This window comes from Ammoniphilus sp. YIM 78166 (assembly GCF_004522215.1).
GTDB lineage: Bacteria > Bacillota > Bacilli > Aneurinibacillales > RAOX-1 > YIM-78166.
Genome location: NZ_SDLR01000011.1, coordinates 31,146 through 53,601 on the forward strand (window position 1 = coordinate 31,146; position 22,456 = coordinate 53,601).

22 protein-coding genes and 1 pseudogene are annotated in these 22,456 nt (G+C 39.1%); 15 read left to right on the plus strand and 8 right to left on the minus strand.

From position 1 onward, the window contains the following. The first annotated feature begins 222 nt into the window (after window positions 1–222). Both EIZ58_RS29470 and EIZ58_RS29475 read left to right on the plus strand, forming a co-directional pair. On the plus strand, window positions 223–993 hold the full coding sequence (locus tag EIZ58_RS29470; protein ID WP_134704567.1) for an IclR family transcriptional regulator: 771 nt from the start codon (window positions 223–225) through the stop codon (window positions 991–993). Window positions 994–1,042: 49 nt separating this feature from the next. Further along, entirely contained in the window at window positions 1,043–2,332 is a 1,290-nt protein-coding gene (locus EIZ58_RS29475; RefSeq protein ID WP_205672407.1) for an ammonium transporter, read from the plus strand. A gap of 38 nt (window positions 2,333–2,370) precedes the next feature. On the opposite strand, the gene EIZ58_RS29480 is transcribed toward EIZ58_RS29475, so the two are convergent. Next, on the minus strand, window positions 2,371–3,186 hold the full coding sequence (locus EIZ58_RS29480; RefSeq protein WP_134704569.1) for a helix-turn-helix domain-containing protein: 816 nt from the start codon (window positions 3,184–3,186) through the stop codon (window positions 2,371–2,373). Between the two features lie 224 nt (window positions 3,187–3,410). Between EIZ58_RS29480 and EIZ58_RS29485 the strand changes: the two genes are divergently transcribed. From EIZ58_RS29485 to EIZ58_RS29500, 4 genes and pseudogenes are all read left to right on the plus strand, one after another. Further along, complete coding sequence (locus tag EIZ58_RS29485; RefSeq protein WP_134704570.1) at window positions 3,411–5,375, plus strand: primary-amine oxidase; 1,965 nt, start codon at window positions 3,411–3,413, stop codon at window positions 5,373–5,375. 60 nt (window positions 5,376–5,435) lie between these two features. Beyond that, window positions 5,436–6,005 carry a hypothetical protein gene (locus EIZ58_RS29490; protein WP_134704571.1) on the plus strand — a complete coding sequence of 190 codons (570 nt, stop codon included), beginning with the start codon at window positions 5,436–5,438 and terminating at the stop codon, window positions 6,003–6,005. 112 nt (window positions 6,006–6,117) lie between these two features. Then, window positions 6,118–7,380, plus strand: a complete 1,263-nt coding sequence (locus tag EIZ58_RS29495; RefSeq protein ID WP_205672410.1) for an ammonium transporter — start codon at window positions 6,118–6,120, stop codon at window positions 7,378–7,380. 74 nt (window positions 7,381–7,454) lie between these two features. Beyond that, window positions 7,455–7,643 (plus strand): annotated as a pseudogene (locus tag EIZ58_RS29500) (MerR family DNA-binding transcriptional regulator); the annotation flags it as partial. 192 nt (window positions 7,644–7,835) lie between these two features. On the opposite strand, the gene hxlB reads toward EIZ58_RS29500, so the two are convergent. The 3 genes from hxlB to EIZ58_RS29515 all read right to left on the minus strand — a co-directional run bounded on the left by hxlB (window position 7,836) and on the right by EIZ58_RS29515 (window position 9,598). Beyond that, window positions 7,836–8,393, minus strand: coding sequence for a 6-phospho-3-hexuloisomerase (gene hxlB, locus EIZ58_RS29505; protein WP_134704574.1), 558 nt, complete (start codon window positions 8,391–8,393; stop codon window positions 7,836–7,838). 8 nt (window positions 8,394–8,401) lie between these two features. Beyond that, window positions 8,402–9,049: a 3-hexulose-6-phosphate synthase gene (gene hxlA / locus EIZ58_RS29510; RefSeq protein ID WP_134704575.1), complete on the minus strand. Its 648-nt coding sequence runs from the start codon at window positions 9,047–9,049 to the stop codon at window positions 8,402–8,404. Window positions 9,050–9,223: 174 nt separating this feature from the next. Then, window positions 9,224–9,598, minus strand: coding sequence for a winged helix-turn-helix transcriptional regulator (locus EIZ58_RS29515; protein WP_134704576.1), 375 nt, complete (start codon window positions 9,596–9,598; stop codon window positions 9,224–9,226). Between the two features lie 183 nt (window positions 9,599–9,781). Between EIZ58_RS29515 and zwf the strand changes: the two genes are divergently transcribed. From zwf to EIZ58_RS29530, 3 genes are read left to right on the plus strand one after another with little or no spacing between them, the layout of a single operon-like run. Then, window positions 9,782–11,281 carry a glucose-6-phosphate dehydrogenase gene (zwf, locus tag EIZ58_RS29520; protein WP_134704577.1) on the plus strand — a complete coding sequence of 500 codons (1,500 nt, stop codon included), beginning with the start codon at window positions 9,782–9,784 and terminating at the stop codon, window positions 11,279–11,281. Between the two features lie 28 nt (window positions 11,282–11,309). Next, window positions 11,310–12,206 carry a phosphogluconate dehydrogenase (NAD(+)-dependent, decarboxylating) gene (gnd, locus tag EIZ58_RS29525; protein ID WP_134704578.1) on the plus strand — a complete coding sequence of 299 codons (897 nt, stop codon included), beginning with the start codon at window positions 11,310–11,312 and terminating at the stop codon, window positions 12,204–12,206. 14 nt (window positions 12,207–12,220) lie between these two features. After that, window positions 12,221–13,552, plus strand: a complete 1,332-nt coding sequence (locus tag EIZ58_RS29530; protein ID WP_134704579.1) for a glucose-6-phosphate isomerase — start codon at window positions 12,221–12,223, stop codon at window positions 13,550–13,552. 177 nt (window positions 13,553–13,729) lie between these two features. On the opposite strand, the gene EIZ58_RS29535 is transcribed toward EIZ58_RS29530, so the two are convergent. Then, a complete protein-coding gene (locus EIZ58_RS29535) occupies window positions 13,730–14,458 on the minus strand; it encodes a hypothetical protein (RefSeq protein ID WP_134704580.1) in 729 nt (242 codons plus the stop codon). 484 nt (window positions 14,459–14,942) lie between these two features. Between EIZ58_RS29535 and EIZ58_RS29540 the strand changes: the two genes are divergently transcribed. From EIZ58_RS29540 to EIZ58_RS29560, 5 genes are all read left to right on the plus strand, one after another. After that, a complete protein-coding gene (locus tag EIZ58_RS29540; protein WP_240689457.1) occupies window positions 14,943–15,482 on the plus strand; it encodes an FAD synthetase family protein in 540 nt (179 codons plus the stop codon). Window positions 15,483–15,878: 396 nt separating this feature from the next. Beyond that, entirely contained in the window at window positions 15,879–16,295 is a 417-nt protein-coding gene (locus EIZ58_RS29545; RefSeq protein WP_134704581.1) for a cupin domain-containing protein, read from the plus strand. Window positions 16,296–16,404: 109 nt separating this feature from the next. Then, complete coding sequence (locus tag EIZ58_RS29550; RefSeq protein WP_134704582.1) at window positions 16,405–17,625, plus strand: acyl-CoA dehydrogenase family protein; 1,221 nt, start codon at window positions 16,405–16,407, stop codon at window positions 17,623–17,625. A gap of 343 nt (window positions 17,626–17,968) precedes the next feature. Beyond that, the gene (locus tag EIZ58_RS29555) at window positions 17,969–19,300 is read left to right on the plus strand and encodes an ammonium transporter (protein WP_134704583.1); all 1,332 of its coding nucleotides are present in this window, start codon (window positions 17,969–17,971) and stop codon (window positions 19,298–19,300) included. Window positions 19,301–19,329: 29 nt separating this feature from the next. Further along, window positions 19,330–19,569, plus strand: a complete 240-nt coding sequence (locus tag EIZ58_RS29560; RefSeq protein WP_134704584.1) for a hypothetical protein — start codon at window positions 19,330–19,332, stop codon at window positions 19,567–19,569. Window positions 19,570–19,717: 148 nt separating this feature from the next. Here EIZ58_RS29560 and EIZ58_RS29565 read toward each other — a convergent pair whose 3' ends face one another. Together EIZ58_RS29565 and EIZ58_RS29570 are read right to left on the minus strand one after the other, a co-directional pair. Then, complete coding sequence (locus EIZ58_RS29565) at window positions 19,718–20,416, minus strand: DUF421 domain-containing protein (protein ID WP_134704585.1); 699 nt, start codon at window positions 20,414–20,416, stop codon at window positions 19,718–19,720. A 159-nt stretch (window positions 20,417–20,575) separates the two neighbouring features. Further along, entirely contained in the window at window positions 20,576–21,286 is a 711-nt protein-coding gene (locus EIZ58_RS29570; protein ID WP_134704586.1) for a YheC/YheD family protein, read from the minus strand. A 350-nt stretch (window positions 21,287–21,636) separates the two neighbouring features. Between EIZ58_RS29570 and EIZ58_RS29575 the strand changes: the two genes are divergently transcribed. Further along, window positions 21,637–22,056 carry a hypothetical protein gene (locus EIZ58_RS29575; protein ID WP_134704587.1) on the plus strand — a complete coding sequence of 140 codons (420 nt, stop codon included), beginning with the start codon at window positions 21,637–21,639 and terminating at the stop codon, window positions 22,054–22,056. Window positions 22,057–22,178: 122 nt separating this feature from the next. Here the strand turns inward: EIZ58_RS29575 and EIZ58_RS29580 are convergent, their stop codons facing one another. After that, window positions 22,179–22,403 carry a LexA family transcriptional regulator gene (locus tag EIZ58_RS29580; RefSeq protein WP_134704588.1) on the minus strand — a complete coding sequence of 75 codons (225 nt, stop codon included), beginning with the start codon at window positions 22,401–22,403 and terminating at the stop codon, window positions 22,179–22,181. Window positions 22,404–22,456 lie beyond the last annotated feature (53 nt).

Consider the following 22,456-nt stretch of genomic DNA (forward strand, 5'->3'; position numbering starts at 1 on the left):
ATGTTAACATTCATAACACTACATCAAAAAAATTCGTTCATGTAGTCCATTATCCCAATATTTGAGAAATTTTTAAAGGTTATGTAAAATAACCTTACGTAATTTTCGGTTTTTACAATAAATCAACTTCAAACCGCAGTATGTTTATGGAAGAAAACAATCTAGAAATAGGAGAAAGGAGGCAGGATAGGACTATAGAGTTTGTGGAAGGGGGGATGTATATTGAGCGAGACCATTCGGAAGTCAGTTAAAATTTGGACTTGCCTGATGACAAAGAAGGATAAGGTGGAGTGGAGTGCTACTGATATTAGTCGAGAACTTGATATCCCAGTTCAAACCGTCCACCGATTACTATCCTCTCTTGAGGAAAGTGGAATGGTCTTTAAAGACTGGGAAACAAAAAAATACCGTTTAGGCTTGAATTTAATAAGAATGGGGTTCTCATTAAGAAATGAGCTCTTAGCAAGAAATTCGGCAATCCCCATTATGGAAAGACTCGCTAACAAGACAAATGGGTGTGTATACTTAACCTTCCCTGAAGGGGATGAAGGGGTGCTTATTGAGTATATTCATGCCAAACAACGTGATTTGAAAATGGAAGAGTGTATTGGAATGAGGGCTCCACTTTGTATAGGAGCTTCACAAAAAGTAATCTTGGCTTTCATGAATCAAAGATCTCAGCATAAGATCACCAAAATTTTGAACGAAAAAGGAAAAATCCATGATTTGCAGCTATTAAAAAAAGAGTTGCAGACTATTAGAGGGGCTGGGTTAGCTTTATCATTCGGTGAAATGATGGAAGGATCTGCGAGGATTGCGTTTCCTGTTTTTTCTTGGCAAGATCAGGTGGTTGCTTCCATCACGGTTAAAGGATCAGAAGCGATATTCTCAGGGAGTCGGCTTGAAGAGATCGTCAATTCTGCACAAAAAGCAGCTGATGAGCTGTCAGGAGAATTAGGTTGGGTGAAAAAGGCTTCAGAATTTAGCAACTAAAAAGCTCAGGAGGGATAGTATGAAGAGTTTGCTTTTTACACTTTTACTTATGCTATTGCCATTACATGCTTTTGCAGCTACCCCGGGTGAAATTGACACTGGGGATACCACTTGGATCATAGTAGCGACCGGTCTTGTATTGTTTATGCATGTTCCTGGACTTGCCCTTTTTTATGGTGGTTTAGTAAATGAACGAAATGTAGTTTCAACGTTAATGCATAGCTTTGTTAGCCTGTTAATAGTAAGCGTGGTTTGGATTTTATTAGGTTATAGCCTGAGTTATGGAACAAGCATCGGTGGAATAATTGGTGGCTTAGATTATATTTTATTTAATGGTGTAGGACCTGAGGCGTATGGCTCTTTAACTATCCCCCATTATTTGTTTGCGGTATTACAAATTGTTTATGTAGCTATTACCGTAGCCATCATTTCAAGCGGTATCTCTGAAAGGATTTCTTTTAAAGCGTGGATTTTATTCACGATTATATGGCCCATTGCTGTTTACGCTCCCATGGCTCACATGGTGTGGGGGGGCGGATTGCTAGCCCAATTAGGCGAACTGGATTTCGCTGGTGGGACTGTGGTTCATATTACTTCGGGTGTTGCTTCTCTTGTTGCAGCTGTTATGATTGGGCGAAGAAAAGGGTATACACTAGAACAAAAGCCTCATAATGTTGTACTATTTCTGTTCGGTGCGGCCACTTTATGGTTTGGATGGTTTGGCTTTAATGGGGGAAGTGCCCTAGCTTCAGGAAGCCTCACCTCTTTAGTTGTCCTGAATACTCATGCTGCTGGGGCTGCGGCAGGGATTGGTTGGTTGGTAATTGAGTGGATGATGCGTAAACGTCCGACCCTTGTGGGGACAGCTACAGGAGCTATTGCTGGGTTGGTCGCCGTAACTCCTGCAGCAGGTTTTGTATCTGTTCCATCAGCCCTAATTATAGGTTTAATTGGCGCTCCCGTTTGTTATTTTAGCATTTACTATCTGAAAGCAAAATTAAAGTATGATGATACACTAGATGCATTTGGTGTCCATGGTATGGCGGGAATTTGGGGAGCCATTGCTACCGGTCTTTTTGCAAGTGAAGCCGTGAATTCTGCTGGTGCCAATGGGCTATTCTATGGAAATCCAGAACAAGTCGTTCATCAGTTAATAGGTGTGGGTGTTTCCATTGTATTAACCGTAATAGGGACATTTGTTATTTTAAAAGTGATTAGCGTATTTACCCCGCTACGAGTGAGCGAGAGAGAGGAATTGTTGGGCTTGGATGTAAGTTTTCACGAAGAACCTGCCTATAATCCTGAACCCAAACAGACTCTTGCCACCCATGTCAAATAAGAAAAAAATAATCCCTCCGTAAATGGAGGGATTATTTTTCATCCAATCAGAAACTTTTTATATTGTTTTGGTGTTAATTGGATTAGTTTTTTAAACCCTTTAATAAAGTGGGCTTGATCATAGTATCCATTTTCATAAATGATATCTAGCAGTTTGGATTCCTTATTATCCAAAAACATATCTAAGGTATTTTGAAATCGGACAATTTGACCAAATTCTTTCGGCGAAAATCCAATGTAGGTCTCAAATTTCCTTCGAATATGCTGCTCGGAAAATCCGATGGAGTCAGATAATTCTTGAACAGTGACCATGGCCCCAGAAGAATAGATATGATCGATGGCATAACGGATCATTTTTTGATCTTTTCCTAAATCCGTACGAAGCTTCTCCAAGTAGTTTACGAAACGCTCCGTTCGTTCCTGAAAAGAGTTTCCCAAAACAATCCATTCAATCAAGTATTCTATATTGTCCATAACCTCAATTAAAGGAATTTGTTGGGCAAGAAGCTCATTCATTGAGTTATTTAATTTAATAACACTTTGCTCTGGAAAAAAGCGTACACCAAAATATTCACACCCCCTACGAAATTCGGGTTGTCTTTTCCGATAGAAAGGGCTAGTCCATAGAAAGGCGGAAGGATGATTGGGATCACAGCAAAATAAAAAATCAAAACAACCATCAGGAATAAGGGATAGATAAGTCGTAGAATCATCCACTGTTTTAAATTGATAAAACAACGCTACATCTTTGCTGTACCATAATTTTACGGGCCTAAGCTCCTGATAAAAAAGAGTATTTTTCTGAATTTCCGGTTGAGAAGGAAAGTAGATATGACTCTTCATCCTGTTCTTCATAAGTTCGTCCTCCTAAACACGAATAGATATGACCTTGATTAAGAAAAGAATAATACTATTTGCATGTTGTTTATCGTTTCATGTCAAAGAATCTGCCACTGAAAATAAATCACGATTCGTTTTTTACAATAATTTCGACAGAAAAATAGATATTCTAGAAGTGTAGTAAGGATCACCTAAAAAAAGGCAACTAAATTTTATTAAATATTGGGAGGTAACCATTTATGCAAGCACCTGAAGTGAAAGTATCTCAAGCAACTCATCCATTAGAGCCACTAACACCGGAAGAAATTAAAAAAGCTGTAGCCATTCTCAAAAACGAAAAGTTTTTGACAGAAAAAGCTCGATTTGCCCAGGTCGTTTTACATGAGCCTGTTAAAGAATTGGTATTAAATTTTAAAGAGGGAGATTCGTTTGAAAGGGAAGTCTTTATCATTCTGATCGAGCCAGAAACCAATGATACTTTTGAAGCGATTGTATCTCTTACAACGGAAAAGGTAGTGTCCTATGAATTGATACCGGATGTTCGGCCAGGATTTATCCTTGATGAATTTGAAGCCGTCGAAGAATTGGTAAAAAATGACCCCAACTATCAGGCAGCTCTATTAAAACGTGGAATTACGGATCCAAGTTTAGTCATGGTTGACCCCTGGTCATCGGGTTACTTTAATATTCCTGAAGATGAAGGCAAGCGATTGGTTCGTGCCTTGGCTTGGGTAAGGCCGGCAGAAGGGGAAAATGGGTACGGGTACCCAATTACTGGACTTATCCCTGTTGTAGATGTGAATAAGATGGAAATTATTCGAATTGAAGATTATGGAGTGAAACCACTTCCTCCTACACATGCTGCTTATACACCAGAAGAAGCGAAAGATTATCCTATTGACATTCGCCAAGATGTAAAACCCTTGGATATCATTCAGCCTGAAGGCCCAAGCTTTGAGATCGAGGGACATGTGATCAAATGGCAAAAATGGAATATTCGCTTTGGTTTTACCCCGAGAGAGGGTCTCGTTATTCATACCGTAAGTTATGAAGATAAGGGAAAAGCTCGCCCCATTCTCTACCGTGCTGCCTTGTCAGAGATGGTTGTTCCATACAGTGACACAAGCCCAGCTCATAACTGGCAAAATGCGTTTGATGCTGGGGAATATGGAATCGGCCAATTAGCCAATTCATTAGAACTAGGTTGTGACTGCGTTGGGCATATCCAATACTTTGATGCGGTGATGTCAAACAGCAAGGGAGAACCCTTTGTCGTAAAAAATGCTGTCTGTCTGCATGAAGAAGATTACGGCATTGCATGGAAGCATACAGATTGGAGAACAAACCAAGTTGAAGTTCGACGCTCCCGCCGTCTAGTCATCTCTTTCTTCGCAACGGTTGCAAACTATGATTATGGCTTCTTCTGGTCCTTCTATCCAGATGGAACCATTGAATGTGAGGTTAAATTAACTGGTATTTTAAATGTGGGTGCACTGGATGAGGGAGAAGTGCCTAAATATGGTACAGAAGTTGCACCACAGGTTAATGCACCCTATCATCAACATTTCTTTAACTTCCGAATTGATCCCATGTTAGATGGTGTTCATAACTCTCTTGTGGAATCACACACCGTTGCAGAAAAGCCAGGTCCAGAAAATCCAAATTACAATGCTTTCTATACCGTATCCAAAACATTCAAAACCGAATCGGAATCGGTAAGTAATATTGATTTAGCTTCACAAAAGACATGGAAAATTGTCAATCCGAACTCCAAAAACTATCTGGGCCAACCGGTAGGTTATAAGCTTGTCACGGGTGAAAACTGTTTTCCATTTGCCACCGATGAGGCAACGGTCATTCAACGGGCAGGGTTTATTAAAAATCATCTTCACGTTACAAAATTTGATCAAAATCAAATGTATGCTTCCGGGAAATATCCGAATCAATCCAAAGGAGGAGATAGCTTAGAACATTATGTGAAGGCTGACCGTGAGATTGAAAATGAAGACATTGTTGTTTGGTATACAATGGGGCATCATCATATTACTAGACCAGAAGATTGGCCAGTCATGCCAACCGCCTATCAAAGCTTCCAATTGAAACCTGTAGGTTTTTTCGATCGCAACCCAGCCCTTGATTTACCGCGTCCAAAGGCAAAGAGCTCATCTTGCAGTATGACAAAAGTGGATTCATGCAACCATTAGGAAGGAGAGGGAGTTGGCGATAAAGGCCAACTCCTAAACTATAAATGTGGTGGTGAAAGCATGTTAATTTTAATAAGCTCTGCTCTTATTATTGGTTATACCATTTATGCTTGTGTCAACACGAATTCAAAAAGACAGTGGGTAAGTTGTTCGATGGGCAAGTGTATTTCGATGGCATTAGGAATGGTCAGCAGTACAATGATTGGGCTTCTTCTTGCCCTTTTATTGCCAGGTGAATTAGCTTACTCCACCGTATTGTCCATTCTTGTTAGTGGTATTTTCGCTTTTTTTATCGGTAAACCATTTGGTGTTTCAGGAGTGATTGAAGCTTTGTCCGCTAGTTTTATGGGGGCCATGATGGGAGCGATGCTTGGCGATATGACCCCTCAAAACCGGGAAGCTTTTATGATCATTGCGATGGATGTGATCTTTTTATTTTCTGTTCTAGCTTTGATGCTCATGGTAAATAAAGAGGCATTCAAACAAAAAGCAAGGAAGGGAATTCAGTTAACTCCCATTATCCTTTCCTTGGTTCTATCTTTTTCGGTGTTAGGTCTCGCTGCAACCCTAGACAAAAGTCCAGGTGATGCAAATAAAAGTACGGAAGTAAAGCATGAACATAACCATTAAAAAGGAGGTATATCCTATGTTGGACAAAAGAGGAAGCTTAATATTATTAACTTTCTTGGCACTTCTTTTCATTATTCCGTATAACGCGTCAGCAGCAGAAACAGCTCTATCCATTGATTCAGGAGACACAACCTGGATGTTAGTGGCTACTGCCATTGTCATCTTCATGCACGTTCCGGGGCTTGCTCTCTTCTATGGAGGTTTGGTTAGTGATCGTAACGTAGTTTCGACGATGATGCATAGTTTCGTCAGCTTATTAATTGTTACGCTCGTATGGGTATTATGGGGTTACACCTTAAGCTTTGGACCTGATAAAGGCGGCTTGATTGGCGGATTAGATTATTTAGGATTTAATGGGGTGGGAGGAGAAGCGGCATTTGAATCTTACACCATTCCGCATTATACCTTTGCTATCTTCCAATGTGCCTTCGCGGCGATTACCGTTGCCATCATTTCTGGAGGAATTGCAGGCCGTATTTCTTTTCCCGCTTGGATGCTCTTTACCTTCTTGTGGATGACCTTCATTTATTCGCCAATGGCTCACTGGGTTTGGGGCGGCGGTTGGTTAGCTCAGCTTGGTGAGCTTGATTTCGCTGGCGGTACCGTTGTTCATATTCTTTCTGGGGTAAGTGCTCTTACAGCGGCCATTGTTATTGGACCAAGATATGAATATTTAAAGAAAAAACACACGCCACATAATGTGGTTTTATTCTTAATCGGTGCTGCAACACTCTGGTTTGGTTGGTTCGGCTTCAATGCAGGCAGTGCCTTAGGAGCAAATAGCGTTACCGCTCTTGCTTTTGCGAATACCCAGGTTGCAGCAGCTGCTGGCGGACTATGTTGGCTATTAATAGAATGGAAAGTTCGCAAACGGCCTACTTTGGTAGGAACAGCTACTGGTGCCATCGCTGGTCTGGTAGGAATTACTCCTGCTGCTGGTTTTGTAACTGTTCCTTCAGCCATCATTATTGGATTGCTTTCAGCGCCAGTAAGTTATTATGGCATCAACTTCATTAAAGAAAAATTCAAATATGATGATACGCTAGATGCATTTGGTGTTCACGGCTTAGCTGGAATATGGGGATCGATTGCTACAGGGATCTTTGCTACAACCAGTGTCAATCAAGCAGGTAAAGATGGCTTGCTTTATGGCAATCCTGAAATGGTTTTACACCAGGCTGCGGGTGTGGGGACAGCCATTGTTCTCGGTGTTGTAGGAACCTATATCATCTTAAGGATTGTAAAGTTATTTGTACCTTTACGGGTGACCGAAGAAGAAGAATTAATGGGATTGGATATTAGTCTACACGAAGAGCGAGCTTATTGTTCAACGGATCAATTAACAGAAGTAACGAAAGACTCAAAGGTATCATAAGAAGAATAGGCTAGGTAGGATAGATATTTCGCCTCCTAGCCTCTTAAATTCATGCCGAACTGGGAGGGACAACCATGTCATATGAAGAGAAAAAAGTGATTAATATTGGGGTTGTTTCAGAATTGACTGGTCTCTCGGTTAGACAGATTCGACATTATGAGAAACGAGATCTGATTTTTCCAGAGCGCAGTCAAGGAGGGACACGTAAATACTCTTTTGAAGACGTCGAGCGGTTAGTGGAGCTTTCGAATCAGGTAGATGATGTTAAAAAAGGCCAAGTTCATACTGCTTTTTATCATGCCAACTACAAAACCAATGCAAATATATAAGCCATCCTTACCTTCAGCCTTCAGTCTAATGACAATTGGAGGTGCTTTTTTATGTGTAATATATAAAAGGAAAGACCGCACTCCATGTTAGAATGGTTGCGATCTTTCCTTCACTATAGATAGATTCTATTCAAGGTTGGCATGCTTTCCATACATCTTATTTGAATCCAAGCCCTTTTTCTCCATAAATCTTAGAATCAAGGCATCGTAAAACAACAACATGGTTTGCTCAAAAAGGGAACCCATGGGCTGAATCGTTTGGTAGTCGCCAGTTGATTGATTTTTGGGTGCACCTGGCAATTTCACCACAATATCGGCCAATCTTCCAATTGTAGATTCTGGTGAAATTGTGACGGCAGCCACTGTTCCGCCAATGTTTTTTGCTTTCTCAGCAATGGCAACCAATGTTTTGGTCTCACCAGAACCTGAACCAATGATCAATAAATCATCTTTTTCCAAGTTAGCAGTGACCGTTTCACCTACGATATAGGCATCTATTCCCATGTGCATCATTCTCATGACAAAAGATTTCCCCATGAAACCTGAGCGGCCGGCACCTGCAACAAAGATTTTCTTGGATTCAAGTATTTTGTTCATTAATTTCTCAGCGTCATCATTAGAGATGAGTTCAACTGTATGACTTAACTCTTGAACCACTTGATTTAAATATTGGGTCGTATTCATGATTACTATTACCCTACTTGAACTGTATCTTGTTTAATTAACTCCTGCATTTTAGCTGCTGCTGCTTTTTTATCTTCCTTACTGGTAATCCCTCCGCCTACGATGACTAGGTCCGGTTGAGCTTTGATTACTTCTGGAAGAGTTTCTAATTTGATTCCGCCAGCAATCGCTGTTTTTGCATTTTTAACCACTCTTTTAATGGTAGCAAGGTCTTCAAAAGAATTTTTTCCAACAGCTTGAAGATCGTAGCCTGTATGAACGCAAATGTAATCAACGCCAAATTCATCTAGTTCTGCTGCACGTGCCGCAATATCTTTGACAGCAATCATATCGGCAAGAATTTGTTTGCCTTGTTTTCTTGCTTCTGCGACAGCTCCTTTAATGGATTCGTCTTCTGCCGCAGCAAGGATTGTGATGATGTCAGCACCAGCTGCAGAGGCTTGGTTCACTTCATAGCCAGCAGCATCCATAATTTTAAGGTCAGCTAATACCGTTAGGTTAGGAAATGCAGCTTTTACTTCCTTTACGGCTTTAAGGCCTTCATTGATAACAACAGGTGTTCCAATTTCGACTACATCTACATAATCTTGAACCTCTTTCACCAATTGAATTGCACCTGGTATGTCTACAAGATCTAAAGCTAATTGTAATTTCATTTTTCGTTTCTCTCCTTTATTTGGGAATTGGTAAGGCATGGCTTTATTATAAAGCTATAAATACCGTGGTTGGAAGTACGCACTTTTAAATCATATAGTGACAAAAAGTATACTGTAAAAACAAAAAACCATGTGCGAAAAAATCACACATGGTTCTGTAGCTGAATAGACCGCCTATAGAGCTGTTCCTCCTTCTTGGGAGGACTCTTCTTCCTTTATTTCAATAAAAATTTTATATTCTTTTCCCCATTCATACATGGCTTCGAGAATCGGCATTAACGTTTTTCCTCGATCCGTGAGGGAGTATTCCACGTGCGGTGGTACCACCGGAAAAACTTCACGATGAACAATAAAATCGGACTCGAGTTCACGAAGCTGATTGACGAGCATCCGCTGAGTAATATTAGGCATAAGCGCTTTTAGTTCATTAAATCGTTTAGTGCCTTCTTTTCCTAAATACCAAAGAATAAGCATTTTCCATTTTCCGCCGATAACAGCAAGGGTTAATTCTTTTTCACAGCTAAATTCTTTTGCACAAACATGTCCCATTATTCTGCTCCCTTCAAGAAACCATTTTAAGTATACTTTTACACACTATGAGTGGTTTTTGTGACTATATGAAATAAAAGTGCGTACTTACTAACTCATATTATAGCCGTTATACTAATCACAGTACAGATTTAATTGGGTTAATATCCCAAAACATATTTAAAAAAAGTAGGAGGAATAGGGATGAGTACATCGATTCTTTCACCTGGCTTGCGTGGAGAATACTCTCATCAAGCATTAAGTCCGAAGGCAGTAGATTCCATAACATTTGTCCTGTTTGGGGCATCAGGGGATTTAGCGAAGAGAAAAATTTACCCTGCTTTATATAATTTATATCTGAACAAAAAGTTGCCAGAGTCATTTTTAGTTGTTGGGGTTGGGAGAGGCGCATGGTCTGATGAAGAGTTCCAAGCCCGTGTGAAAGATTCGCTATACACTTATTCAAGGCATTTGGTCAATGATCAATCCCAAAAGAAAGAATTCGTCAAAAAATTTCGCTATAGTCAATTAGATATTACAAACGAAGAGGGGTATAAGCAGTTACTCGCACTAATAGAGCATAATGAACAAGAGCTAAGCATGAACGAAAACCGAATGTTTTATTTATCGGTGTCTCCGGAATTCTTTGAGGTGATTAGCTCTAATATCCAAAAAAGCGGCTTAGGGACAACGAAAGGGTGGAAACGGCTGATTATCGAAAAGCCTTTTGGACATGATTTGAAATCGGCTCAACAATTGAATGAAAATCTCAGGAAAGTTTTCGCTGAAGAAGAAATATATCGGATTGATCACTATCTTGGAAAGCCGATGGTTCAAAACCTAGAGGCGTTAGAGTTTGCCAACCCTATATTACAATCCTTATGGAACAATAAGTATATTGCCAATGTGCAAATTACGGCCAGTGAAACCGTTGGGGTGGAAGAGAGAGCAGGCTATTATGAGAAGGCAGGGGCTATTCGGGATATGGTCCAAAATCATATGTTACAGCTGTTGATGATGACAGCGATGAGTTTGCCAAAGCAAATTACTGCTCAAGAGATTCGTGAGCAAAAAAGAAAGGTAATGGAGTCTCTTCGACTTATCGATAAGAATGATGTAGTTCAACACGTCGTTCGTGGACAATATGGATCAGGTGAAATGGAGGAGAAGCCTGTCATCGGGTATTTGGAAGAACCAGGCGTTCAGGTCTCTTCAAAAAACGATACCTTTATAGCTGCTCGTTTATGGATTGATAATCCCTTTTGGGACGGCGTCCCTTTTTATATTCGAACAGGAAAAAGAATGGCAGAAAAGTCAACAAAGATTGTAATTGAATTTAAAAATCCATTCCAAAACTCAGAGCCCAATCTATTAATGATCTATGTTAATCCTAATGAAGGTGTATCCTTGCAACTCAATAGTAAAAATCCCTTAAACGGAGAGATCGAACCTATAACGGTGGATTTTTCAGCAAGAAAGGTAGATGTGCCAGAAGCCTATGAACTTTTAATATTTGATGCTCTCCGGGGTGACTCCACTTTCTTTGCCCATTGGGATGAAGTGGAATTATCTTGGAAGTGGGTTCAGCCGGTACTAGAAGCGTTTGAGGACAATCGCGTGCCCCTTCAATATTACCCGGCTGGGTCGATGGGGCCAGAGACCTCCCATGCATTACTAAACGAGCACGGATTCAAATGGTGGTAGTTAAATTTAGAAATTAGAGGAGGAAACTATGAAAATCGGATTAATTGGTTTAGGCAAAATGGGCTTAAATCTAGGAAAGAACTTGATTGATCAAAAATACAAGGTTACAGCGTTTGACTTAAATAGAATGGCAGTTAGAGAAATGGAAGAGTACGGTGGAGTTGGGTGCTATAGCTTGAAAGATCTTGTACAGTCGTTAGGTACGCCACGAGTGCTTTGGATATTGGTTCCACACTCCGTTGTAGATTCCGTTATCAACGAAATTACCCCTTTTCTAAGCGCAGGGGATATCGTGATTGAAGCAGGCAATTCGCATTATAAAGAGTCGATTCGTCGATATAATGAGCTGAAGGAAATAGGTGTTCAATTTATGGATGTCGGTACTTCAGGGGGTATAGAAGGCGCACGCAATGGAGCCTGTTATATGATTGGGGGCGACCGTGAAGCATGGAGCGTTGTTGAGCCGGTGTTTAGAGATACATCTGTCGATAAGGGTTACTTATATGCTGGCAAGGCAGGCAGCGGTCATTTTTTAAAAATGATTCATAATGGAATCGAATACGGGATGATGGCTGCTATTGGAGAAGGCTTCGAGGTTTTAGAGAAAAGCGAATTTGATTTTGACTTTGAACGTGTTGCGATGGTTTGGAATCATGGTTCCGTTATCCGCTCATGGTTAATGGAATTAACGGAGAGTGCGTTTTCAAAAGATTCCCAATTGAATCAAATCAAAGGGGCCATGCATTCATCCGGAGAAGGGAAATGGACCGTAGAAACCGCTTTGGATCTTCAAGCGTCTACCCCGGTGATCGCCATGGCTTTATTAAGCCGCTATCGCTCTTTGGATAATGATACCTTTACAGGAAAAGTGGTTGCCGCTTTGCGAAACGAATTTGGCGGACATTCAGTAGAAAAACAGTTATAAAGGAGAGGGAATAAATGACGATCTCGTTTGACTACTCAAATGCATTAGCCTTTATGAATCACGGTGAAGTGGAAAACTTAGGTGAATTTGTGAAAGTGGCGCATCATTTTCTCCATCAAAAGAAAGGCCCTGGATCGGATTATCTTGGTTGGGTGGACTTGCCATTTTCCTATAATAAAGAAGAATTTGCCCGAATCGAAATGGCCGCCGAGAAAATTCGAAATCACTCAGATGCCTTGGTGGTGATTGGCATCGGCGGCTCCTATTTGGGAGCAAGATCGGCCATTGAAGCTCTTTCCCACAGCTTTCATAACCAAATCGGGGATAAGACCCCAATCTATTTTGCTGGGCAGAATATCAGTTCTACATATATTTCCCATTTGTTTCAATTGTTAGAGGGGAAAGATATTTCAGTTAATGTGATATCCAAATCAGGAACAACAACCGAGCCTGCTCTTGCTTTTCGTCTTTTCCGGGACTATATGGAGAAAAAATATGGGAAGGAAGAAGCGAGAAGCCGGATTTTTGCTACAACAGATCAAGCTAAAGGTGCATTAAAAAAGCTTGCGGATGAAGAAGGCTATGAAACCTTTGTGATTCCGGATGATGTGGGTGGACGATATTCAATCCTTACAGCAGTAGGGCTATTACCGATTGCTGTAGCAGGATTGGATATCGATCAAATGATGGCAGGGGCCGCAGCAGCCGCTCGGAAATACAGCATTCCTGATTTATGGGACAATGAGTGCTACCAATACGCTGCAGTAAGAAACGTTTTATATAATAAGGGGAAGGACATTGAATTGTTGGTCAATTATGAACCCTCATTGCATTTCGTATCCGAATGGTGGAAGCAATTGTTTGGGGAAAGTGAAGGGAAGGACCAAAAGGGGCTCTTTCCAGCATCTGTCGATTTTTCAACAGACTTGCATTCCATGGGACAATATGTTCAAGAAGGACGTCGAAACCTTATGGAAACCGTTTTGCAAATTAAAACACCTCGGTTAGAGTTGAATATTCAGGAAGATCCGGAAAATGTGGATGGATTAAATTTCTTAGTCGGCAAGACGATGGATGAAGTCAACAAAAGTGCTTTCCTAGGTACCGTTATGGCTCATGTTGATGGGGGAGTTCCCAATCTCCTCATTGAGTTGGATGAGTTAAATGAATTCACTTTCGGTGAAATGGTTTATTTCTTTGAGAAGGCTTGTGGAATAAGCGGTCATTTACTAGGAGTAAACCCGTTTGATCAGCCAGGTGTCGAGGCCTATAAGAAGAACATGTTTGCTTTATTAGGAAAACCGGGGTTTGAGGAAGAAAAGAAAATTGAAAACTGTGGAGGGTAGCTTAAATAAGAAATAGATTGTAAGGTGAGACAGTGACTGTGGTACAGTCGTTTTTACTGCTTCAACATATATTGATAGTTTGAAAAGTAAGTGCTGTCCCGCTAAATAGAATAGCTAGGATGAAAAAGTTTTTATTCATCCTAGCTTTTTTTAATTTCTTATTTACGAGTGATCCTCTTATGCCATAGATATATATTGACACGTCGTAAGACCTGGACCAGAGGAAATGGTAAGCTTATTAAAAGCATCTTCTATATCAATTTGACGATAAGTTTCTACAACTCGGTTATTTTCAAGTAGATTTTCTCGGTGGCGTAATAGTTCATCGTAATTAGTTAACATTTCTCTTGATCTTTTAAATGAGGAGATTACATAACGTTCTGCAGTTGAACAGCTTGTGATTATAACATCAGCATTATGAACTCTTCCGGTAGGTGAATAAGCGATAGCGCTAATGATGCGGTGTTTAGCGCTATTAATTGTCTCAGGTAAAAATGTTGCTGAAGATGGTACAATATCTTCGACGAGCAAACGGGTAATGCCTCGATCATTAATGGCCTCTAGAATTTGCTCAGGATCATCCTCCACAATAACCTCTTTGTTAGGCGTCCATACATCCATCCAGTAATGATCCATATGTTGTTTTCCAACATGGAATATGAAGTATTCTGGGTAGATTCGTAGACTACCAGTAATGTTACATAACTGTGATCGGTGAAAATCATAGAATCTTGTGATTGCCGCCATGAGAAGAGCACTTGCGCCAGCACTTCCCCCAGGTTGACGTACTACAACTCCGAGTCTATCTCTTTTATTGAATCCGGGGAATAACTTATCTAGAGAGGACTTGACATCATGATTCGTAATGTCAAAATCTGTCGTTCTTAGAACTTTTGTCGTGTGCATTTTTATAGCTCCAATCTATCCATAATATTGTAAAGGTTTTAACAAATGGCGATTGTATAATTAATCATATATTTACATAAAAAGATAAAAATAAAATTATATTTTTTTCATATATTGGGATAATCCTAGAATGAATGTTACGTTATCTACCATTAAAAATTTTTATGTTTAAGTATTATAAAATAAAATCAAAGATTTTAAGGTACCCGATAATGGCACTCCGGGAATACAACTAATTGTGTCAGAAAATGCGACAATAAAATTGGAAACGTCTCAATATTTGAGAAATAATTGTAGGTTTCCGTTAATATCTAGGTCATTATATGAATAATTAAATCAAAAAAAATTATGTTGTGTAATGTTTTTTAACATCTAGATAGGAAAGGCACATTTGGATATCTCTATCAATGTATTCTAAATGGACCAATAATCAATATTCTTTTGTGATCAAGAACAACTAAAAATAAGTAAAGGAGTGTATAGTGTGCAAGTGCATATGCATAGAACTTTAAAACTTCCTGCATCAGTACTGACTATTGGAGCACTTGATGGGGTTCATCGAGGACATCAAACTTTGATATCTACTGCCAAAAAACGTGCAATAGAGCTTGCAGTGCCTTTAGTTGTGTATACTTTTGATCCGCCACCAAGGGTCTTCTTTGGAAATTCAATCCAACTAACAACAATTGAAGAGAAGATCAAAAGACTTGGGTTTCTTGGGGTAGATCATGTTATTGTAGCTGCTTTTGATACTGATTACGTAGCGAGAGGCGTAGAATCATTCCTTGATGAACTTGGAGGCTTAAAGCCTTTGGAAGTATGGGAAGGTTCGGATTTCCATTTTGGGAAGAATAGGGAAGGAAATATAAATACTTTACGTGAACGTTTTTTTGTGCAAGTTTTAGAGCCAATGCGCTGTAGTTCAGGAGAAATAATATCTTCTAGTAGGATTCGATTTTTAATAATGCAGAATATGTTGGGTCAAGCAGATCAACTTTTGGGATGGCAAGGCGTTAAAGCTTAGTTTTTAAGTGCATATATAGAGAATTACGTATCAGAAAGTTTGTATGAAGACTGATCCGTATAAACTAGCTCAATAAATCAAGGAGTTGACACTAAGGCCGAAAATGGTGTTAAGTGTTAACTCCTATTTTGTTAGTTTCTGCCCCATTTGTCATAAATCTTTTAACTTGAAATGAGTGGATGTTATCTTATATCCGGAGGAAAACCAAACTTATGTAAACTTATCTTACATTTAGAATGGTATTTTCCTGAAAAGTGAGAAAACTAGATTGGAATACCTCTTTTTATATGTGATTATTGTCTTGTATTAAATAAAGTTTTTGATATGACTTGATTTATAGAGAGTCAATGAAATTTAAAAACTTTATTATAATAACTAATCTTAGAGGTGAAGAGAATGAGTGAAAAAACTTTAAACAAATCAGAATTCAATTTTTTAAGTACGAAACCAGGTATACAGTTAATTAAAGCAGGTACTTATGATAAAAAAGAATTAAATGCAGTATTAGGGAATCCAGAACTTAAAAGCCAAATCATTGATGTGCCCGTTACTTCAAGAGAAAATGCATTATCAGTAGGATTCTACTCAATGCAAAAAACGACAGACAGTTTTGATTTTAATTATGAGTTTTTAGAAGTAAAGGTTATTGTTAGAGGAAATATTGTTGTAAGTGATAAAGAAGGGAACAAGTATGTTGGAGAAGTAGGGGATGTTTTCATTTTTAATCCTGGCACAGTTGTTACTTTTGAAGGCGAGAGCGATGGAGATGCGATTTATACAGCACATCGTTTGCCTGAACCATTATTCATGTAAGTTATGAAAGTAAATTAAACCAGGAAGATGATGGGATATTCAAACATATTTTTGGATGATTCATCCCAGATTCTTCTTAATCCCTACGTGAACTAAGGAGTGAAGAAAATTGCCAGCAACTGATACTGTGCTAGAAAAAGGGATTATGCAAATTCCTAAGTGGTGGAGTTGTCCATCAGGTTATGAGGAAATACAAGAGAAAGCACATTTTGTTGGAAAAAGTGAGCTGCTTCATCGATCCTCTATCTCCGATCAACAAAGTCTTTATCCTCGTGAAAGTTTAAAAAAGATTACTGAGGCCGGATTTGGTGCTGTTACCGTACCTGCTTCTCATGGTGGTCTTGAAACGGGATTTACTGGATTTGCGGTATTAGCTGAAACTTTCGCTCAATATTGTGCATCTTCAGCGATGTGTTGGGTAATGCATACTGCCGCAACACAAACTCTTTTTGAAGCAGGAACCCCTGAGCAACGTAACCGTTTTATTCCTGGTGTAATTAATGGAGAAATTGGAGGTCTTGCCTTTAGTGAACCAGCAACTGGAAGTCATTTTTGGAACGTTGTAAGTTCAGCTCCGAGACAAAGGGATGGATATTTATTAAATGCAGATAAATCATTTGTTACAAGTGCAGGAGAAGCAGATTGGTATATTGTTTGTACAAATTCTCCGGATAGTACGTTAGAAGACAAGTTAATGTTTTTACTTGTAAAGAACGATCAGGAAGGAATTGAATGTTTTCCATTTAATGCGATGGGACTACGTGGAAATTCCAGTGGACCAATGACATTTAAAGATGTTTTTGTTCCAAGAGAAAACCGTATCGGTACAGAAGGCGGAATGAACTATTTTAATGAAAATACAATTGATCCATTATTTCTACTAGGAACTGCTGCTGTTTGGACTGGTGTTGCTCAAGGCGCCCTTAACACTGCGATTGATGGAGCCAAGAAAAAAGTTCATGCGGATACAGGAAAATCAGTTGCTAGTTACCAAGTTATTCGTCATGAGCTGGCAAAAGCTCAAATTCTAATCGATAGTTCAAGAAGTATGGTTTATCGAACAGCTCAAGGAATGGACGAACTTGTTAGAAATGGCCATTCATTAGCAGAACACCTTTTCCCAATTTGGCAAGTAAAAACTCATGCTGCTGATATGGTTATCCAAGTGACAAATCAAGCATTGCAAGTTTCAGGTGGTAGAGGATACCTTACAGGTCAAGTGGAAAAATATTTGCGTGATGGTCGTGCAGGTGCAGTAATGGGCCCTACAAATGAAATTTTACGTGAGTGGATAGGCCGTTCTTTAGTTGAAGTTCCATGGTTCGAATAAAATTGATGAAAATGCTAGGTTGATATTCTATTTGATGCTGAGTGATAAGACTAGTTCAATAATAAATTAACACAAATCAATTATCAATCTGAATAAGTCATCTCATTGGTGGCTTATTCAATATGTTTTTTGATATCTATGTTAGGTCGAAGAAAGAGTGGGTTATGTAATATTTTATTACATTGTAAAAAATTAACTCTCAATATTCGGGAAAAAAGTATATGGTTTAGTTTGGGATTAATTGATAATTAGATTAAATACTACATATGAAGGGGTGATATTCTATTTCTTGTTAAATATTATTACAAACTTTATTAATTAAAAATTAATTGGGGGCGATATTATGGAAGGAATAAGTGAAGCATATGAGTTGTTTTCTATAGCCTCGATTGAAGCATTTTATTGGTGGTGTATAGCTTTTATGTTATTAATTCACGCAGGTTTTTTATCATATGAAATAGGTGTTTCTCGAGTGAAAAATGTTCTGGCTTCTGCGATGAAGAACCTTATGACAATTGCAGTTGTTATACCAACATTTTATTTCTTTGGATGGTGGATTTATAATGCTTTTCCTGATGGTCTGATTCCTAGAATGAGTGAGGGTGCATTAGCTGCATTGCCATGGAGTGAAAATATGGGACCTAATGTCGCTGATCATGCAAGTGGAATTTTTTGGGGAGCCTTTGCACTGTTTGCAGCCACAACTTCCTCCATTTTATCAGGAGCGATTATTGAAAGAATTAGGTTAAGTGCTTTTGTAGTTCTAGCAATTATTCTTGGATCAGTAATATGGAACTTAGCAGCTTCTTGGGGTTGGCATGGTGAAGGATGGTTTTTAACGAAATTTGGATACCATGATGTTGCTGCTGCAGGCGTTGTGCATGCCATAGCAGGATTCTTTGCACTAGGTGTCTTAATTAATTTGGGTCCACGAATTGGCAGGTATACAAAAGAAGGAAAGCCTTTAAATATCTTGCCGCATAATCTTCCTTCAACATTATTGGGATTGATGTTAATCTTTGTTGGGTTTTTCGGGTTCTTAGGTGGATGTATAATTGCCGTAACTAATGGAGAATGGATGACCATTTATGGAACACCTACAAATCTATCAGCATTTGCATTTAATGGATTGATGGGATTGTCTGGAGGACTTATTGGTGCCTATATCGTTACAAAGGGAGATCCATTTTGGGTTGCTTCAGGCGGTTTAGCCGGAGTGATTTCTGTAGGTGCAGGTTTAGATTTATATCACCCTGCCTTGGCTTTTATCATTGCAGTAATCGGTGGTGCAATCAGTCCATTAATTGGAACATCTCTTGAAAGGAAAAAAATTGACGATCCAGTTGGTGCGATTGCGGTTCATGGATTTATAGGGATTTGGTCAGTTATTGCAGTAGGAATATTTGCTTCAGGGTATCCGAATGTAAATGGACCTGAAATTTCATTTATTGGACAGTTAATATGCGCAATAATCATTATTTGTTTAGGTTTTATACCTGGTTATGGGATATCACTTATGATGAAAAAGCTCAATCTATTAAGAATTCCTGAACAGGCAGAGTTGCTTGGACTAGACTTAACAGAAATACCGGGTACTGCGTATCCTGAAGGAATACCATCAACACCAGAAAAATCGAAACTTAAAGAGATAAATACAAAGAATAAAGTTATATAAATGAATTATTCAAAATATGGAGGTATGTTATGAATACAAGTCCGATTTCTAGTTGGGAAAATGTTGGTGCATATTTCACTTTTGGCCCTTCATCAGCTGGAATGTGGGTATCAATTATTATAGCTGCTGGGATAATCGGTACTCTAGTGATTGCAATAATTAGGCATGAACGCCATTCGTTTATGGAAACTGTAGATTTGTATCCAACTCTACAACAAGAACTGAAAATAGGGGTTTTCGTACAACCAGGATTGACTAAAATTAATTAAACATATCTTAGTAGACAAAATAGAGTCTAATTACGGAATAGAACGTTTGTGATATGTGACCGAGTACTTTGGAGGAGTCAAGTGGTATTTAGCGGCAAGGTTATTTTGAAGAGGAAGGAATCCATTTCTTTCCTCTTCTTTGTTTGGCTTAGTGAACATTGTGCAATTGGTCCTGGCGAGTATCCAAATAAACTTGATTTTGTTGGTCGATTTGCCCAAAGAACACATCCTCCACTTTCTCTATGCCGTTAGCGTTCAAAATGGATTGAACCCATTGCTCATCTTTGTTCATCGATATTAAGCTATGCTTTAAGATTTTGCCGTCCATAATAAAGCTCTGCGGGAGGCCTCTTGATGGAACCGCAACCTGTATGTCCTTACGCTTTACCGAGTCTGCCTCTGGTTTCTTCATTAGAGAAAGCTTCCCATTGGATTCGAAAAAGGCAAGTTCTACCTCGTCCACATAAAAGCTGTCCTTTTCCCTCAAAAGGTAAAGCAGATCATCAACCGTTAATCTTGCAGCTTTCATTCCCTCTTCTAGAATTTTTCCATCCTTGATGACTAATGTCGGTTCACTGTTCACTAATTTTCTCATCCTAAAACTTTTTAGGGTTGAGAATTCTAGGGCGAGGATAATGATAGCAAATAGGGAAAGACCAAACAGACCCATCGCTAATGGGAGATCCTGATTGAACATCACGGTTGCGGTCGCAGATCCCAAGGCGATTCCAGCCATAAAATCAAAAAGAGTCATTTGTGAGATTAGTTTCTTTCCTAATATCCTTGCCCATAGGAAAAGAACGGCAAAAGCTGCAAGAGTACGAATACTAATTTCGATCCATGTCAACGTAGATACATCTCCTTGAATATTTATTATTCCATTTTCCTCTCCTTACCTGTATATATAATATTCCTCTAAGGTTGTAAATCATGTTTGAGCCATCAACGTTTTAATACGAAAAACCTCTTTCCAAACACCGAAAAGAGGTTGAATCTAGAAACGTTACTATGTCACGGCCTTCGTTCTCTCTACAGGAGAGACTTCCTCTAATTTCAAGAATAGAACATTTTCAGGTTTAAAGTCCGCTTGTATAATCCATAAATTTCCATATACATCCAATCCTAAATCGAGGTTAATCTTCTGACAAGCAGGGAAGTGCTTCTCGATGAGTTTTGTAGTCTTTAAGGCAATATGATCTAACTCGGAATTCAAGGAAGAATTTCGCAAGGCCTTTTCAATAGAGATTGTGGTAGAACCATTACTAGAGAAGGAGGGGGGGGAATCGGTATAATTCGTTAGTTTAGCCAGTTTAGCTGTTATTTCCCAGGGAGTATTTGAAAGTTTCTGCATGACCACCCGAATGTGAAAAGGACGATGGTCGAGTTTAGCCAAGGGAAGCCACTGCTCAACCCAATAATTTACTTTGGCTGTTTTATCCAAGATTAGTTTGCGTAAGAAAGAGTATAGATTCTTTTTGCTTTGAATGGTTTTCTGCTCATAACCGGTATCCACTTCATATTGATCAGATCCCAGGGAATGAACGAGTATAATTGGTGTTTCGTCATGGTACACCACAGGTTTAACGATGACGGAGTCATATCGATCTAACATATCCCATAAGGACCTATAAGTAAGCCATTCTGTTTGGGGTAAAAGCTTATTAAGATTGGAGTCCTGTTTGAATATCATCACACAATTCTCTTGCTGACTTAGCATCGTCCGTTGTCACCTCCATCTGTCTCAACAATTTTCGTCAAAACGACCAAGGATTGAGAAGGCTCATGTAATTTCAAGGTTTCAAGCCATGTTATGGAATGACTCATCGAGACTCCCCCCTATACTTTTATGGAATATCCTATTCCATTCGACTAGTAAACTCCCGCCCATTTTCAGACATGATTCTCCTTACTATCTAAAGAAATGCTCGGCAACACACCTTTTGGACTTATTTGTATATCTTCTTCGAATCCCTTTCCTCTTATCTCCAAACAGGTAAAGTCATTAATCATAGGTAAGGAGAATAGACTTAAGTACAAAACATTTGAAGTGGGTGTAGCCTGGAACCGATGTCTGAGGAACTTCAAAAACTACTAAAACAGATCATTGAGCGAATCGAGAGAATAGAAAAGCAAGTAGACCAACTTCAAAAAACGGAAATTAAGGTTGAACACCTTACTATTAATAACCCTGTAATCGAGAATCTAAAAGATTTAACTTTTCGATTAGGGGAACTCAATATAAAGGATCTAAGCGGGTCTTTAAATATGGGAAACAACTTTGGCGTTGGCAAGCAAGCAAAAAAGGAGGAACCATCCCAACAGTCAGATGAGAAGAAGGAAGAAGCAAGAGAAAGCAATGATGGAATTCGCGGGAAGGGAGAACATCAACCCAAGAATGGCTTCTCAGTCAAGAGTGAGCCATCCTATATATCTGATGTGAGGAATACAAACAGAGGATATAAGATCATCTTGGAACCTAACTCATAGCTAGTGCAATTACCCCATCAAGAAGATGTCCCTAATCAAAGTTTAGATAGGACCCCGGTGGATTTTCACCGGGTTATTTTATGTTTAATTTTCCCTTAAATCATCTGGTTCTTGAACAGGTGTTACTCCCGTCTCTCCCACCGTTCCAAAATGATGATGTCACTAGGTTTATATTCTGACCATTCGATATAGTTTTCCTTATTCAAGTGCGATAGGATTTCAGTCAGATCCTTCAGATCTCGTCCCGTCTTGATACATAATTCCTCAATTGTAGGAGGCATATTCCACACGATGTCGTAATTGCAGATAATTCGTAGCACCTTTCTCTCGATATCCAATAACCTCAAATGTTATCATCGCTCCCTTCCCTTTTTGCTGAATATTTACGAGTTCTCATGCT

Bases quoted from the DNA above. Each gene is read 5' to 3' on its own strand.
- EIZ58_RS29480 (WP_134704569.1), bottom strand. From the start codon at position 3,186: ATGAAGAACAGGATGAAGAGTCATATCTACTTTCCTTCTCAACCGGAA.
- EIZ58_RS29530 (WP_134704579.1), top strand. From the start codon at position 12,221: ATGACGATCTCGTTTGACTACTCAAATGCATTAGCCTTTATGAATCAC.
- zwf (WP_134704577.1), top strand. From the start codon at position 9,782: ATGAGTACATCGATTCTTTCACCTGGCTTGCGTGGAGAATACTCTCAT.
- EIZ58_RS29535 (WP_134704580.1), bottom strand. From the start codon at position 14,458: ATGCACACGACAAAAGTTCTAAGAACGACAGATTTTGACATTACGAAT.
- EIZ58_RS29490 (WP_134704571.1), top strand. From the start codon at position 5,436: ATGTTAATTTTAATAAGCTCTGCTCTTATTATTGGTTATACCATTTAT.
- EIZ58_RS29560 (WP_134704584.1), top strand. From the start codon at position 19,330: ATGAATACAAGTCCGATTTCTAGTTGGGAAAATGTTGGTGCATATTTC.
- gnd (WP_134704578.1), top strand. From the start codon at position 11,310: ATGAAAATCGGATTAATTGGTTTAGGCAAAATGGGCTTAAATCTAGGA.
- EIZ58_RS29485 (WP_134704570.1), top strand. From the start codon at position 3,411: ATGCAAGCACCTGAAGTGAAAGTATCTCAAGCAACTCATCCATTAGAG.
- EIZ58_RS29515 (WP_134704576.1), bottom strand. From the start codon at position 9,598: ATGGGACATGTTTGTGCAAAAGAATTTAGCTGTGAAAAAGAATTAACC.
- EIZ58_RS29575 (WP_134704587.1), top strand. From the start codon at position 21,637: ATGTCTGAGGAACTTCAAAAACTACTAAAACAGATCATTGAGCGAATC.
- EIZ58_RS29555 (WP_134704583.1), top strand. From the start codon at position 17,969: ATGGAAGGAATAAGTGAAGCATATGAGTTGTTTTCTATAGCCTCGATT.
- EIZ58_RS29475 (WP_205672407.1), top strand. From the start codon at position 1,043: ATGCTATTGCCATTACATGCTTTTGCAGCTACCCCGGGTGAAATTGAC.
- EIZ58_RS29570 (WP_134704586.1), bottom strand. From the start codon at position 21,286: ATGCTAAGTCAGCAAGAGAATTGTGTGATGATATTCAAACAGGACTCC.
- EIZ58_RS29545 (WP_134704581.1), top strand. From the start codon at position 15,879: ATGAGTGAAAAAACTTTAAACAAATCAGAATTCAATTTTTTAAGTACG.
- hxlA (WP_134704575.1), bottom strand. From the start codon at position 9,049: ATGAAATTACAATTAGCTTTAGATCTTGTAGACATACCAGGTGCAATT.
- hxlB (WP_134704574.1), bottom strand. From the start codon at position 8,393: ATGAATACGACCCAATATTTAAATCAAGTGGTTCAAGAGTTAAGTCAT.